General features: G+C 70.8%; 14 protein-coding genes. 6 read left to right on the top strand and 8 right to left on the bottom strand.

The genetic code is table 11. The features are described 5' to 3' along the window. Positions 1-89: 89 nt before the first annotated feature. Complete coding sequence (locus tag OHB21_RS37055; protein ID WP_195125956.1) at positions 90-440, top strand: hypothetical protein; 351 nt, start codon at positions 90-92, stop codon at positions 438-440. Between the two features lie 34 nt (positions 441-474). Here the strand turns inward: OHB21_RS37055 and OHB21_RS37050 are convergent, their stop codons facing one another. Beyond that, positions 475-2127, bottom strand: a complete 1653-nt coding sequence (locus tag OHB21_RS37050; protein ID WP_195125955.1) for an alkaline phosphatase D family protein — start codon at positions 2125-2127, stop codon at positions 475-477. Positions 2128-2321: 194 nt separating this feature from the next. Between OHB21_RS37050 and OHB21_RS37045 the strand changes: the two genes are divergently transcribed. Continuing rightward, positions 2322-2636, top strand: a complete 315-nt coding sequence (locus OHB21_RS37045) for a hypothetical protein (protein ID WP_147265739.1) — start codon at positions 2322-2324, stop codon at positions 2634-2636. A 98-nt stretch (positions 2637-2734) separates the two neighbouring features. Then, the gene (locus OHB21_RS37040) at positions 2735-3685 is read left to right on the top strand and encodes a DNA polymerase domain-containing protein (protein WP_195125954.1); all 951 of its coding nucleotides are present in this window, start codon (positions 2735-2737) and stop codon (positions 3683-3685) included. On the opposite strand, the gene OHB21_RS37035 is transcribed toward OHB21_RS37040, so the two are convergent. Further along, entirely contained in the window at positions 3686-4498 is an 813-nt protein-coding gene (locus OHB21_RS37035) for an SAM-dependent methyltransferase (protein WP_067513922.1), read from the bottom strand. It lies immediately after the preceding gene. Positions 4499-4595: 97 nt separating this feature from the next. Between OHB21_RS37035 and OHB21_RS37030 the strand changes: the two genes are divergently transcribed. After that, on the top strand, positions 4596-5774 hold the full coding sequence (locus tag OHB21_RS37030; RefSeq protein WP_067513921.1) for a cytochrome P450: 1179 nt from the start codon (positions 4596-4598) through the stop codon (positions 5772-5774). 65 nt (positions 5775-5839) lie between these two features. Here the strand turns inward: OHB21_RS37030 and OHB21_RS37025 are convergent, their stop codons facing one another. Then, positions 5840-7000, bottom strand: coding sequence for an alpha-hydroxy-acid oxidizing protein (locus OHB21_RS37025; protein WP_067513920.1), 1161 nt, complete (start codon positions 6998-7000; stop codon positions 5840-5842). A 93-nt stretch (positions 7001-7093) separates the two neighbouring features. On the opposite strand from OHB21_RS37025, the gene OHB21_RS37020 reads away from it, so the two are divergent. Next, complete coding sequence (locus OHB21_RS37020; RefSeq protein WP_067513919.1) at positions 7094-8125, top strand: Lrp/AsnC family transcriptional regulator; 1032 nt, start codon at positions 7094-7096, stop codon at positions 8123-8125. Position 8126: 1 nt separating this feature from the next. Here OHB21_RS37020 and OHB21_RS37015 read toward each other — a convergent pair whose 3' ends face one another. The 3 genes from OHB21_RS37015 to OHB21_RS37005 all read right to left on the bottom strand — a co-directional run bounded on the left by OHB21_RS37015 (position 8127) and on the right by OHB21_RS37005 (position 10575). Then, positions 8127-8663, bottom strand: coding sequence for a hypothetical protein (locus tag OHB21_RS37015; RefSeq protein WP_067513918.1), 537 nt, complete (start codon positions 8661-8663; stop codon positions 8127-8129). A gap of 177 nt (positions 8664-8840) precedes the next feature. Continuing rightward, on the bottom strand, positions 8841-9779 hold the full coding sequence (locus OHB21_RS37010) for an SMP-30/gluconolactonase/LRE family protein (protein ID WP_113974975.1): 939 nt from the start codon (positions 9777-9779) through the stop codon (positions 8841-8843). Positions 9780-10029: 250 nt separating this feature from the next. Continuing rightward, entirely contained in the window at positions 10030-10575 is a 546-nt protein-coding gene (locus OHB21_RS37005; protein ID WP_067510195.1) for a hypothetical protein, read from the bottom strand. A 67-nt stretch (positions 10576-10642) separates the two neighbouring features. Here OHB21_RS37005 and OHB21_RS37000 point away from each other — a divergent pair, with 67 nt between their 5' ends. Continuing rightward, positions 10643-11095, top strand: coding sequence for a MarR family transcriptional regulator (locus tag OHB21_RS37000; RefSeq protein ID WP_067510198.1), 453 nt, complete (start codon positions 10643-10645; stop codon positions 11093-11095). 25 nt (positions 11096-11120) lie between these two features. On the opposite strand, the gene OHB21_RS36995 is transcribed toward OHB21_RS37000, so the two are convergent. Beyond that, positions 11121-12278: an AI-2E family transporter gene (locus tag OHB21_RS36995; protein WP_195125953.1), complete on the bottom strand. Its 1158-nt coding sequence runs from the start codon at positions 12276-12278 to the stop codon at positions 11121-11123. Between the two features lie 43 nt (positions 12279-12321). Then, positions 12322-13170 carry an NAD-dependent protein deacetylase gene (locus tag OHB21_RS36990; protein WP_195125952.1) on the bottom strand — a complete coding sequence of 283 codons (849 nt, stop codon included), beginning with the start codon at positions 13168-13170 and terminating at the stop codon, positions 12322-12324. Positions 13171-13202: the final 32 nt, after the last annotated feature.

The raw sequence follows: 13202 nt of genomic DNA, 5'->3' as shown, positions 1-13202 counted from the left end.
GCAGTGCGCGATCGTGGCGAATCTGTGGTCAGCGGCGCCGCCCACCCCTATCCTGATCGGAACCGGACCCTCGAACACGGGAGGTCGCGATGTTGCGGCGCATCTCGGGACATGCGATCTGGCGGCACATCCTGCGCGGGCTGCTGCTGTACGGCGTGAGCTTCGGCGGCGCGGCGCGCTCCTGTGCGGAGTGGGAGCGCGGGTGGAAGCGAACGTCAGCGGGGGAGACGGACGATGTCGCGTCGATGTCGTGGGACAACACTTCCGCGTGTGAGGCGGACGCTGCCGCACCGGCATGGGACACGCGTGAGGCGGGAGGCACTGCGTCGACCACGCGGGAGAACACGCCCGCGCGGACAACGGAGAGCGCCGCCGGAGAACCCGGGCCGCAGTGGGACTGGACGATCCCCTACCTCTGGTACGACGCCGCGCACGGGTGAAACGTCACTGGTACGACACGCGAACGGGTGATACTCAGCGTCCGCCCGGGTGTGTCGGCGCGGCGGCGGCATCCGGTTCCGGCGTGTCGGTGACGGCGGGCGGTGTGTGCGTCGCCGCCTCGACCACACCCGGCACACCGTCGCGCACCACGTAGGTGGCGCGGGTGTGGATCGGCGCGCCGGGCCTGCGCACGAACGGGACGACGCGGAAATCGTTGCGCCACAGCTGATGATCGAGTTCCACCCGCACGTACCCGCGCTGGGAGTTGAAGAACTTGATATCGGGATTGGCGGCTTGCAGGCGGCGCCCGACCTCGTTCATGTCCGCGCCGTCGCCGCCGCTGGTGATCGACGTGCCGGTGAATTCCGAAGCCACGACCGGTGATTCGGGGTTCTCGTAGTCGCGGCGCAGGTCCGTGGCGTGGTTCTGGTGCCGGTCGCCGGTGATGACCACCAGGTTGCGCACCCCGGCGTCGGTGGCCGAGCCCAGCACGGCGTTGCGGTCGGCCACGTAGCCGTCCCACGAGTCGGTCGAGATCACCAGCGCGGGACCGGCGTCGACATCGGTCTGGCTCATGCCCACCTGGTTGCCCAACACCTGCCAGCGGGCGGGGGACTCGCGGAAGCCCTTGATCAGCCAGTCACGTTGCTCCGCACCGAGAATCGTGTGGTCCGGGTCGAAGCGCTCCGGGCAGTCGGCGGTGACGTTCTCGCTGCACACCTGCGCGTCGCGATACTGACGGGTGTCGATCATGGTGATCTCGGCCAGGTCGCCGAAGCGGTAGCGGCGGTGCAGGCGCATCCCCGACGAGGTCGGCAACTGCGCCAGCCGCAGCGGCTGGTGCTCGTACATGGCTTGCAGCGCGGCGTCGCGGCGGCGGCGGAAGATCGGCGGGATCAGGTAGATGTCGAAGCCCAGGCCCGGCGAGTCGCCCGCCCAGTTGTTGTCGACCTCGTGGTCGTCCATGGTGACCAGCCACGGGAACGCGGCGTGCGCGGCTTGCAGCGGGAGCTCGGCCTTGGACTGCGTGTAGCGCAGGCGGTAGGAGCGCAGATCCACGGCCTCGTCCCGGAATTCGGGTCCGGACGGGCGGCCCGGGCGGCGCGTCCACTCCTTCTCGTAGATGTAGTCGCCGAGGTGCACCACGAAATCCAGGTCCTCGGCGCTGAGATGGTCGTAGGCGGTGTAGTAGCCGGAACTCCAGGACTGGCAGGAGGCGTACGCGAAGCGGATCCGTTCGGTCGGCGCGCCCGCCGCCGGTGCGGTGCGGGTGCGGCCGACGGGGGAGATCGCCGCGCCGGCGCGGAATCGGTAGAAGTACCAGCGGTCCGGTTCCAGCCCGTACACCTCGGGGTGCACGCTGTGCGCGAGTTCGCGGGTGGCGACGGCGGAACCGCGCGCCGCGATGTGCTGGAACTGTTCGTCGTGCGCCACCTCGTAGTCCACGGTGACCGGCGCGTTCATCATGCCGCCGTGCCCGTCGGGGGCGAACGGGTCGGGCGCCAGGCGTGTCCACAGCACAACGCTGTCGGGCGCGGGATCGCCGGAGGCGACACCCAGGGTGAACGGATCCCCACCCCATCGCGGCACCCGGAACCGCCCGCTGCTCGCCGCCGACGCGCCCACGAGGACCGCGGCCGATCCGGCGGCGCCGAATCTCAAGAGCTGTCGACGAGACACGGCCATAAGTCACGGTACATCGGGCCCGCGGGCCGGGCCGACCCGCGACGCACCCCACATCCGGCATTAACGAGGATTTCGCACGCCGCTCGCCCGAGGTGAACCGCGCTGTTCGGCCTCCGGCGGAGTGACCGAGAGCCTCACCGGAACTGATGCGATCCGGGTCGGCGACCGTGCGCCAGTCGTCGTCCGTCACCTGTTTGGACACGGCCTACGGGGTCACCTTGCGTGCGATCCAGCAGGACTTGTCGGCTATTCGTGTCTGGAAGCACGACGACACCACGTTCGAGGACTCCGCCCGCGCGAACGTCGCTGCCCGCGGCAGGAGCGAGTTGGTGGACCTCGGCGATATCGACTGGTGCGGGCCGAACAGGCCGGACGATCCCGACGAGGCCACAGCGACGGTGAGCGTGCGATACGAACGGCCATCAGCCGAAACCGGCAGCGCAACCGCACGGTTCCGTGCCACCTACGCCAAACAAGGCGATCGCTGGCAGGTATGCGCGATCGAATGACTCTGAAAGCCCTATCGGACCACGGTCAGAGTCCTCCGAGAAACGGGGAACCTCAGCGGTGGGTTGACCGGTCGGGTGGGGCCGGGCATGGTGGGGCGATGGGCGACGAGGTGCGCGCGGGCGTGACCCTGACCAATCTCGACCAGCCGCTGTTCGACGGGGCGGACGCGACGAAGCGGGATCTGATCGACTATCTGGAGGCGGTCGGTGAGCGGTTCGTGCGGCAGTTGCGCGACCGGCCGCTGTCGGTGGTGCGGGTGCGGCCCGGCCAGGAGCCGTTCATGCAGAAGAATCTGCCCAAATACACTCCGGAGTGGGTTCGGCGGGTGACGGTGTGGGCCGAGAGTTCCCACCGCGACGTGACATACGCGCTGTGCGACGACGTGCGCACGCTGGTGTGGTTCGGCAATCAGCGTGCGGTCGAATATCACCCGACGCTGTTGCTCGCCGACTATTCCGCCGGGCAGACACACCTGGTGCTGGATCTCGATCCCTCACCCGGCCAGACGTTCCGCGACGCCGTGCGCGCGGCCGAGCTCATCCGGACCGCGCTCCAGGCCGACGGCTTGGACGGCGCGGTGAAAACCAGTGGGGCCAAAGGCGTTCACGTGTTCGTGCCGATCGTGGCGGGCATTCCGATCGAGGACGCGGCCGCCGCGACCAGGGCCGTGGCCGCCCGCGCCGAACGCCTCGACCCGGCGCTGGCCACCACCGCGTTCATCCGCGACGACCGCGAGGGCAAGGTGTTCCTCGACTCCACCCGGTCCGGCGGCGCGACCGTGGTCTCGGCCTACAGCCCGCGCATCCGGCCGGGTGTGCCGGTCTCGTACCCGGTCGGCTGGGCCGACCTCGCCGACGCCACCCCGGCCGATTTCACCCTGCGCACCGCGCCGCGACGCCTGGGCGAGCGCGACCCGTGGGCCGAGGAGATGCCCGCGCCGCAGGAACTGCCCGCCGACCTGGTCGCCGAGGGCCACACCATTCCCGTGGCCCGGGTGCAGGCCATGCACGAGGGCAAACGCCGCGCCCGCGCCCGCCGCGCGACCTGATCAGGGGATGCGCGCGACCGCGCCGAGCATCGAGACGGCCTCGGGGCGCGGGTGCGGCCGCCATTCGGTGGGCCGCCAGGTCAGGATGGAGCCGATACCGGGCGGCACCAGGTCCAAGCCGGTGAAGAACTGCTTGAACTCCTCGGTGGAGCGCAGCTGGAACGGCACCCCGCTGCGCTTGTTGGCGAGGTTCGCCTCGGCGAGGTCCTCGTCGGTGAGGTGATCGCTGGTCGCGTGGGTCATCACCAGGTGGCTGCCCGGCGCGAGGGCCTCGCAGAGTTCGCGCACCAGCCCGTAGGGGCCCTCGTCGTCGGTGATGAAGTGCATGACGGCCACCAGCATCAGCGCGACCGGCTGGGAGAGGTCGAGGGTGCGCAGCAGATCGGGGTGGCGCAGGATGCCGCCCGGATCGCGCACGTCGGCGTCGAGGTAGGCGGTCGCGCCCTCGGGGGAGGAGTTCAGCAGTTCGCGCGCGTGCACCAGCACGATGGGGTCGTTGTCGACGTAGACGATGCGCGATTCGGGCGCGATGCTCTGCGCGATCTCGTGCACGTTGCCCGCGGTGGGCAGGCCGGTCCCGAGGTCGAGGAACTGGCGCACGCCCGCCTCGGCGGCCAGGTAGGTGACCACCCGGCGCAGGAAGCTGCGGTTCTCCACGGCCGAGAGGCGGACCGTCGGGAACGCCTCGGCCACCGCGTCGGCGGAGTCCCGGTCGGCGGGGTAGTTGTCCTTGCCGCCGAGCCAGTAGTCGTACCGCCGCGCGGGATGCGGTTTGGAGGTGTCAATCCTGGCTGCCGCCGATTCCGAGTCCACCGCGTCCTCACTTCGTCTCGACTAGGGTCATCATGTCAGCTCGAGTTGCGAACCGGTTGCGAGGGCTGCCCTCGCACGGCCCCCGGAAGGCTCCGTCATGCAGTTGCAGTACAGCCCCTACGACTTCGACGTCCACCGCGACCCTTACCCCTATTACGCCAGGCTGCGCGAGGAGGCGCCGGTCTTCCGGAACGCGCAGGACGATTTCTACGCCTACTCCCGGTACGCCGATGTTCTTGCGGCGCTGCGGGATTCGGACACATACTCCAGCGCCAACGGATTGCGGATGGAGCCCGCGTTCTGGGGACCCCAAGCGGAACAGTTCTTTTCGTTCGTCGCGATGGACGCGCCGAAGCACACGCGACTACGCGGACTGGTCACCAAGGCGTTCACGAACAAGCGCGTGCAGGGCCTGGAGCCGCGCCTGCGCGAGATCGCGCGCGGGCTGTGGGAGCCGCTGCTGGAACGCGAAAGTTTCGATCTCATAGCGGATTTCGCCGGACCGTTCCCCACCGACGTGATCTCCGAATTGGTCGGGGTGCCCGAGTCCGATCGTGAGATGCTGCGCAAGCTCGGCACCGAGATCATGTACACCGAGGAGGAGTCCACCGATCTGCGCCCCGAGGCGATGCAGGCGATCGGCGCGCTCGTCGGCTACTACACCGAACTCACCATCGAGCGCGCGAAGTCGCCCCGCGACGATCTGCTCTCGGGTTTGCTGGCCGCCGCCGAAGGTGACGATCGCCTCACCCCGGAGGAGATCGTCGGCGTGTTGATCCTGCTCGTCGGCGCGGGCATCGAGACCACCATGCTCACGCTGGGCAATCTCTGGCACGCCGCCTGGCAGCACCCGGATCAGCGCCGCGCGGCGCTCGACGGCAGGATCGGCGACTGGATCGACGAGGCCATGCGCTACGACCCGGCCACCCAATCCCAGCTGCGCACCACCACCGCGCCGGTCTCGCTGCACGGCGTCGACATCCCGGCCGGTGCGCGCATCCTCTTGCTGACCGGCTCGGCGAATCGCGACCCCGAGGTGTTCGACGCGGCCGATGCCTTCGATCTGGACCGCGACACCTCGCGGGCGCTGGTGTTCGGCAGCGGCCGCCACCACTGCCTCGGCGCCAACCTGGCCCAGTTGGAGCTGCGCATCGCGCTCGGCGAAATCGCTTCCACCATCACCGATTACGAGATCGACCCGGCGAATCTGCGCCGCATCCACTCCTCGAACAATCGCGGTTTCGCGAGCCTGCCCACCACGGTCAGCGTGCGCTGAGACCGGTCGCGCGCCGGACCGAGCGGTCCGGCGCGCGTTCTCACGTAGATCGCGCAGCCCCGCGCTCAGAGCACGCGGCGCAGTGCGTCGGGCGTGAGTTCCGCGGGGGTGCGGTAGCCGTCGACGGCCATGGTCAGATCGGCCTCGGCCAGCAGCGAGCGCAGCACGTGCACGACGCCGTCCTCGCCGCCGAGCGCCAGCCCATAGGCGTAGGGGCGGCCGACGCCGACCGCCGCGGCACCGAGCGCGAGCGCCTTGACGATGTGCTCGCCGCCGCGCACGCCCGAATCGAACAGCACCGGCAGGCCGTCGGCGGCGGCGACCACCTCGGCGAGCACGTCGAGTGCGGGCAGGCCGCCGTTGGCCTGGCGGCCGCCGTGGTTGGAGCAGTAGATGCCGTCCACGCCACCGTCTTTCGCGCGCCGGGCGTCCTCGGGATGGCAGATGCCCTTGACGATGAGCGGCAGGTCGGTGAGTTCGCGCAGCCACGGCAGGTCGTCCCAGGTGAGCGGATTGCCGAAGACCTGGACCCAGCGCAGCACCGCGGCCTGCGGCTGCTCCTCGGGCGGCGCGGGGAGCGCGGCGCGGAACACCGGGTCGGTGAAGTAGTTGGCCAGGCAGTGCCCGCGCAGCTGCGGGAAGTTCGCCGTGCTCAGATCGCGCGGGCGCCAGCCGGTGACCCACGTGTCGAGCGTGACGACGATGCCCCGGTACCCGGCCCGCTCGGCGCGGCGCACCAGGCTCTCGGCGAGGTCACGGTCGGTGGGAGTGTAGAGCTGGAAGAAGCCGGGGGTCTCCCCGAGCGAGTCCGCGACGTCCTCCATCGGGTCGACCGACAGGGTGGACGCCACCATCGGCACCCCGGTGCGGGCGGCGGCGCGGGCCGTGGCCAGATCGCCGTGCCCGTCCTGCGCGCACAGGCCGATCACGCCGATCGGTGCCAGGAAAACCGGTGCGGGCCAGGTGGTTCCGAACACGTCGACGGAGAGGTCGCGCTGGGCGGCACCGACGAACATGCGCGGCACCAATCCCCATCGGTCGAACGCCGTGACGTTCGCGCGCTGGGTGTGCTCGTCGCCCGCGCCACCCGCCACGTACGACCAGATGCCCGGCGGCAGCGCGGCCCGCGCCCGCTCCTCCAGATCGGCGAAGGTCATCGGGTACTCCGGCGCGATGCCGCCGAGCCCGCGCAGGTAGATCTCGTTCTGGTAGTCGCCGAATGCCATGGGTGCCGCGCCTTTCCGTGCTGTGGCACGATCATGAGATATCCGGTTGTCGCGGCCGTTGAATCGCAGGAATCGTGCGGAAGGGCGAAGAATATGCAGAATTCCGCCGATCTGCTGAGTGAGGACGAGCTCGCGCTGATCCACGCCCTGCAACTGCGCCCGCGCGGTTCCTGGACCGAACTCGGGCGGGTGCTCGGCGCCGATCCGGTGACGCTCGCGCGGCGCTGGCAGCGGCTCACCGCGCGCGGGGCGGCGTGGGTCGGGCCGTCACCCGGGCCGCGGCTGCTCGACCAGGTGACCGTCGCCTACGTCGAGATCGACTGCACGGCGGCCGCCGCTTCGACGGTGAGCCGGGCGTTGTGCGACCACGCGTACGCGGTGACGGTGGAGCGGTGCGCGGGCAGCGCCACCCTGCTGGCCACCGTCGCAACGGCCGATCTCGCGAGCATGTCGCACTACACCCTCGAGACCCTGCCCGCCGTCGAGCACGTCACGGCGGTGCGAGCGCGGATCGTCACGCACATGTTCACCGAGGGCGGGAGCTGGCGCATCGACGCGCTCGCGCCCGAACAGCGCGCCGAACTCAGCGGCGGCGCACCCGCCGCGGCGCCCGCGCGCTCGGCCGTCTTGGGAGAGCTGGATCGGGCGCTGCTCTCGGTGCTCGCCGACGACGGGCGCGCCACGCACAGCGCGGTGGCGGACGCGCTCGGGGTCGGGGCGTCGACCGTCAAACGTCGGCTCGACCGGTTGGTGTCGCTGGGACTGATCCGGTTCCGCTGCGATTTCGCCAGGCCGCTGGGCGGCTGGCCGGTGGCGGTGACGCTGTGGTCGGACGTGCCCGCCCACCGGCTCGCCGAGATCGGCGACGCCGTGGTGCGGTGGCCGCAGACCCGCAACTGCGCGGCGGTCAGCGGCCCGCACAATCTGCTCGTCCAGGCGAATCTGCACGGCCTGGGCGATATTCCGCGCCTGGAAGCCGCGCTGGTGTCCGCGCACCCCGGGCTGCGGGCGGCCGAGCGCACCGTGACGCTGCGCCACGACAAGCTGTTCGGGCATGTGCTCGACGTGTGGGGGCGCAGCACGCGGGTGGTGCGCCCCGACGTGTGGAGTGCGGTCGAGGGGTGAGTCAGGCCGCGGCGGTCCGCAGGCCGAACCAGCCGGCGGCCGGGTCGGCGTAGCCGTGGTAGACGAGCGGGACGCGCTGGTCGAGGCCGAAGTGGCGGTAGACGGCGAGCATCGCCCGCCGCATCGAGTCGGCCTGGAAGTCCTCGGTGCGGCGGAAGCCGATCCGGCGTTCGGGCAGCAGCGCGAGCCGGGTGAGTTCGGCGCGATCGCCGAGATCGAGGCCGTAGGGGTCGAGGATCAGGTGGTCGCGCAGGATCGCGCGGACGCGGTCGGGGTCGGGGAGCGCGGCGGCGAAGGCGCGCAGTTCGGGACGTACCGCGGGCTCGGGACGCTCCGGTTCGGCGGGCGTCTCCACCGATGCCACCAGCGCGACATCGGGTTGCGGCGGCGCGTCGGGATCGGTGACGACGGCCTGTTCCAGCAGGTGCAGCACGCTGCCGCCGGGCATCAGCGGCTCCGGCACCAGGAACAGGGTGATCGCGGGGCAGACGCACCCCGCTTCGGTCAGGCAGATCTTCGAATGGAGCGGGTAGGACATGCGTCCTCCTGGCGAGGTCGGACGAACGACCGGCGGGGCGGCGGCGCCGATCGACTGGAGCCCCGCGACCCGCTGGCGGGCGAGGCGAGGCGGCCGGTGTGGGTAGCGCGTGCGACTCGAGTGGTCCTCTCCTGCATGGTAGTCCGGCGGGTGGTCGGACGGAACGGGTCGCGCGACTCAGGGCGCGGCGGTCGTCGCGGCCGGATCGAAGCCGCCGGGGATCTCGTAGACGACGCCGGTGAACGTCGCGCCGAAGAGCCGGCCCGCCGAGAAGCCCCGCTCGCCGCGGCCGTAGGTGACGACGGTGGTGAAGGGGTTGCCCGAGCCAAGGACGCAGTACGACTGCGGTGCGTCGAGGCGGACCACTTGGCCCGCGGTGTTGAACGGGACGACCGGGCGGTCGAGGGAATCGAGGGTGAGGCCGTCGGGCGCGGCGAAGGCGTCACCGCCGCCGAGATCGAGCAGGGACTGCGGCGCCCAGGGCGCGGCGATCGGGATGCGGCTCACCCCGGGGTCGGCGAAAGTGCGTCCCACATAGAGGAATTCACCCCGGCGGTCGAGGACCGCGCCGTTGGCGCTGGGCAGGGTGGTCCAGTCCGCCTGGACCGCGCGGTCCGGCGCCACCCGGCCGACGAGCACGCCGAAATCGTTGGTGGCGTAGACGGTTCCGTCGCGCGCCACCGCCATGCCGTTGGCGGCGCTGAGTCCCGCCGCGTACGGCGCGACCGCCCCGGTGTCGGGATCGACCTCCACGATGCCCGCGTGCCGCAGCGTGTCGCCCACCACCACGCGCGGGTCCGCGCCGTAGCCGACGAGCAGGCGCCCCGAGGGCGTCCACGCCAGCGCGCCCGCACCGCCGCTGGGCACCGTCGCGAGGGGCACCGGCGCCGCGCCGGGCGCGTCGATGCGGAACACGCGCCCGGTCAGCGCGTCGGTGGTGAAGGCGCGGCCGCGCGCGTCCACCGTGAGCCCTTCGAGCGCGCCGCCGACGACGGCCGAGAGCAGCGTCGGCTGCCCGGCGCCCGGACACACCGGCGCCGCGTGCGCGGCGGGCGCCGCCATCGCCGAACACGCGATCGCCGTCAGTGTCGCAACCGCTCCTACCAGCGTCTTCATGGTCATCAATTGGACCACCTCGGCACCCGATCGCGCGGCGAATCGCCGGGGGACGGTGAAATCGGCCACGAAATTTGTTACCGCGAGTAACACCTATTTGAGCTGGGTGCGACATTCACGCTGGGACTCGGGCACGCAAGACCGGACGGAAGGCCTTCACCATTCCCGATTTGGCGACCGCGCTCGGCCACGGCTGGGCGCTGACCTTCGGTGGCGGCCCCCGAAGCGGCCGACACCACCTGGCCGGCGATCAGCGAATTCCTCGACGGCGCCCTGGTTCCGGCGTGACCCGCCTCGGCACGGATTCGCTTCCGTCGTAGACGATCTCGCGGACGAGCAACGCGATCCAGATCATCGTGAACGGGATGACGGTGACGTTCTTGACCGCCAGCTCCCACGCGAGAAACGTGTCGCGCCCGTCGGGTTCGACGAACGAGGTGGCGACGATCCACGGCAGCGCCTTGAACACCGCGGCCAGCGCCACGAGGATGCCCGCCGACGCGAGCAGCAAGCGCGTCCGGTCGCGGAAGGCCTCGCCCAGGCGGTCGGCCGCGGTCCGCCACGGCACCCGTGGCCGGAACACCGTCGCGATCACCCAGCCGAGGAACGCCAGGCGCACCGCGAGCGTGAACAGCTCACCCGCCACGCCGCCGGCGAAGGCGAACCGGTCGCCGCCGCCGACGGCGAGGAACCGTTGCGCCGAAACCAGTGCGCCACAGCAGAAGATCACCGGATAGTGCCGAATCGAGAACCGGATCGCGTCCGTGAACACCCGGGCGGCCGTCGCTACGTCCATGGCAATTCCTTCACTTTTCTGAAAGATTCAGTTGACTGAAGGATATGCCGCCCGTGACGATGGCACCATGGTGGAAAACCCTGATATCGGGAACCGGATGGGCGCCGAACTCAGCGACGCGGTCGTCGTGTTCCACGAGGCTGTGGGTGCGTTGCTGGGGCTGTCCGCCACCGATCACAAAGCGCTGGGCGTGCTCGGCCGCGAAGGCCCGATGTCGGGCGGCGAACTGGCGCGCCGGCTGTCGCTGAGCCCGGCGGCGGTCAGCGGGATCGCCGACCGCCTGGTCGCCGCCGAGCTGGTCGAGCGCACCCGCGACGACGCGGATCGCCGCCGCTCGGTGCTCACCGCCCGCCCGATCGCCAATCCCCGCTACGGGCGCGCGTTCGCCGACCTGCGCGCGGCGATGGCCGCAGTGTCGGCGACGTTCACGCCCGAGGAACTGGGCGTGATCGCCACCTGGGTCACCCGCACCACCGCGGTACTGCGCGACCAGGCCGCGCGACTCGCGGCACCGGAATGAGTTCGCCGGAGCGAAGGCCCGCGGGTCAGGTGGCGGGTTCGGGTTCCGGTTCGTCCGTGACTTCGGGTGGTGGGGCGGTGGCCGTGTCGATCTGCTCGCCGACGTAGCGCAGTACCACCGCGACGATCGCGGCCACGGGCACGGCCAGGAACGCGCCGACGATGCCGAACAGCGCGCCGCCCGCCGTCACCGCCAGCAGCACCACGACGGCGTGCAACTGCATCGAGCGGCTCTGCAGGATCGGTTGCAGCACATTGCCCTCGAACTGCTGCACCGCGATGATGATGCCGAGCACGATCAGCGCGGTGGTCAAGCCGTTGCCGACCAGCGCGACCAGCACCGCCAGCGCGCCCGCCACGAACGCGCCGACGATCGGGATGAAACCGCCGATGAACGTGAGCACGGCCAGCACCATGGCCAGCGGCACGCCGAGGATCACCAGGCCCGCGCCGATCAGCACGGCGTCGATCAGGCTCACCAGCGCCTGGGTGCGGATGAATCCGCCGAGGGTGTCCCAGATCCGGCTCAGCACGGCCTCGAAGTGCCTGCCGCCCTTGGAGCCCGTGACGTTGTGCAGCCAGGGCAGGAACCGGGGCCCGTCCTTGATGAAGAAGAACGAGAGGACCAGCACCAGGAAGAGGGTGACCAACGCCGAGGTGGCGGTGGTGACGCCGGTGAACACGCCGGTAGCGATGGTCTCGGCGCTGGACTGCAGGCGCGAGACGATGGCCTCGACCGCCGAATCCAGCTGTTCGTCACGGATGTTCAGCGGCGGACCCTGCAGCCAGTCGCGGACCTGGTTGACGCCCGCGGTGCCTTTGTCGGCGAGCTGGGGAGCCTGATCCACCACCGACGGCACGATCAGCGCGATCACGCCCGACACGATCGCGAAGAACCCGAGCAGCGTCAGTGTGGCGGCCAGCGCGGGCTTGAGTCCCTGTTTCATCAGCCACCGGGTGGGCGGCCACAGCACGGTCGCGACGACGATCGCCAGCGCGACGGGCAGTACGACCACCCACAGCTTCGCGACGACCCAGCCGAGCACCCACGCGCCCGCCGCGATCGCGACCACGCACAGTGACCATTTCGCCAACCAGAACAAGCCGGTACCGATGACGGCTCCCCGATCCGGGGCCGTGTCCTTGCCGATTGCCCCCGATGTGGGCTCTTCGCGCTCACTCACGCCGCCCAGTCTTACACGGCGAACGGCCGCGGACCGGTTGCGCTCAGGCGGCGTATTCGGTGGCGAGCGCGGTGAGCACTTCGGAGCAGCCCGCGTCGACGGTGTGGGTGGCCAGATCGTGCGCCCGGGTGCGGCCCCGGTTGACGATCACTATGGGACATCCGTTGGCCGCCGCCCGGCGCGCGAACCGCAGCCCCGACATGACCGTCAGCGAGGACCCCGCCACCAACAGCGCCCCGGCCCGGTCCACCATGTCGAACGCGGCGGCGACCCGGTCCTTCGGCACGTTCTCGCCGAAGTAGACGATATCGGGTTTGAGCAGGCCGCCGCAGCGGGCGCAGTCCACCATGCGGAAGGTCGCAGTGTCGGCGACCACCGCGTCGGCGTCGGGTGCGACCTCGATGCCGGTGGCGGTCGCGAGTTCGGCGAAGTGCGGGTTGGCGGCGTCGAGGCGCTCGGCCAGCGTCATCCGCGAGATCAGCGCCGAACAGTCCAGGCAGCGCACCCGGGCGTAGACGCCGTGCAGGTCGATCACGCCCCGATGGCCGGCCTTGGTGTGCAACATGTCCACGTTCTGGGTGATCAGCCCGGTCACCACGCCCGCGCGCTCCAGCCGCGCCAGCGCGCGATGGCCCGCGTTGGGGCGCGCGGCGTCCATGCGCCGCCACCCGACGTGATTGCGCGCCCAATACCGTTGGCGGAAGACGGGATCGCCCACGAACTGCTGGTAGGTCATCGGCGTGCGCGGGGGCGAGCCGGGGCCGCGATAGTCGGGAATGCCGCTGTCGGTGGACAACCCGGCGCCCGTGAGCACCGCGACCGGGCGGCCGGCGAGCAGGTCCGCCACCCGCCGCACGTCGATGCCGGCCGCGGGTGGCGCGAGGGACGACATGATTCGAGGGTAGCGATGATTCGACGGTAGCG

The organism is Nocardia puris (genome assembly GCF_036051655.1).
Taxonomy (GTDB): Bacteria; Actinomycetota; Actinomycetes; order Mycobacteriales; family Mycobacteriaceae; genus Nocardia; species Nocardia puris.
The sequence above is the reverse complement of the archived record's forward strand: the minus strand, read 5'-3'. Positions and strand labels throughout refer to the sequence as shown.

Bases quoted from the DNA above. Each gene is read 5' to 3' on its own strand.
- OHB21_RS37010 (WP_113974975.1), bottom strand. From the start codon at position 9,779: ATGAAGACGCTGGTAGGAGCGGTTGCGACACTGACGGCGATCGCGTGT.
- OHB21_RS37040 (WP_195125954.1), top strand. From the start codon at position 2,735: ATGGGCGACGAGGTGCGCGCGGGCGTGACCCTGACCAATCTCGACCAG.
- OHB21_RS37050 (WP_195125955.1), bottom strand. From the start codon at position 2,127: ATGGCCGTGTCTCGTCGACAGCTCTTGAGATTCGGCGCCGCCGGATCG.
- OHB21_RS36990 (WP_195125952.1), bottom strand. From the start codon at position 13,170: ATGTCGTCCCTCGCGCCACCCGCGGCCGGCATCGACGTGCGGCGGGTG.
- OHB21_RS37030 (WP_067513921.1), top strand. From the start codon at position 4,596: ATGCAGTTGCAGTACAGCCCCTACGACTTCGACGTCCACCGCGACCCT.
- OHB21_RS37005 (WP_067510195.1), bottom strand. From the start codon at position 10,575: ATGGACGTAGCGACGGCCGCCCGGGTGTTCACGGACGCGATCCGGTTC.
- OHB21_RS37020 (WP_067513919.1), top strand. From the start codon at position 7,094: ATGCAGAATTCCGCCGATCTGCTGAGTGAGGACGAGCTCGCGCTGATC.
- OHB21_RS37025 (WP_067513920.1), bottom strand. From the start codon at position 7,000: ATGGCATTCGGCGACTACCAGAACGAGATCTACCTGCGCGGGCTCGGC.
- OHB21_RS37055 (WP_195125956.1), top strand. From the start codon at position 90: ATGTTGCGGCGCATCTCGGGACATGCGATCTGGCGGCACATCCTGCGC.
- OHB21_RS37015 (WP_067513918.1), bottom strand. From the start codon at position 8,663: ATGTCCTACCCGCTCCATTCGAAGATCTGCCTGACCGAAGCGGGGTGC.
- OHB21_RS37000 (WP_067510198.1), top strand. From the start codon at position 10,643: ATGGTGGAAAACCCTGATATCGGGAACCGGATGGGCGCCGAACTCAGC.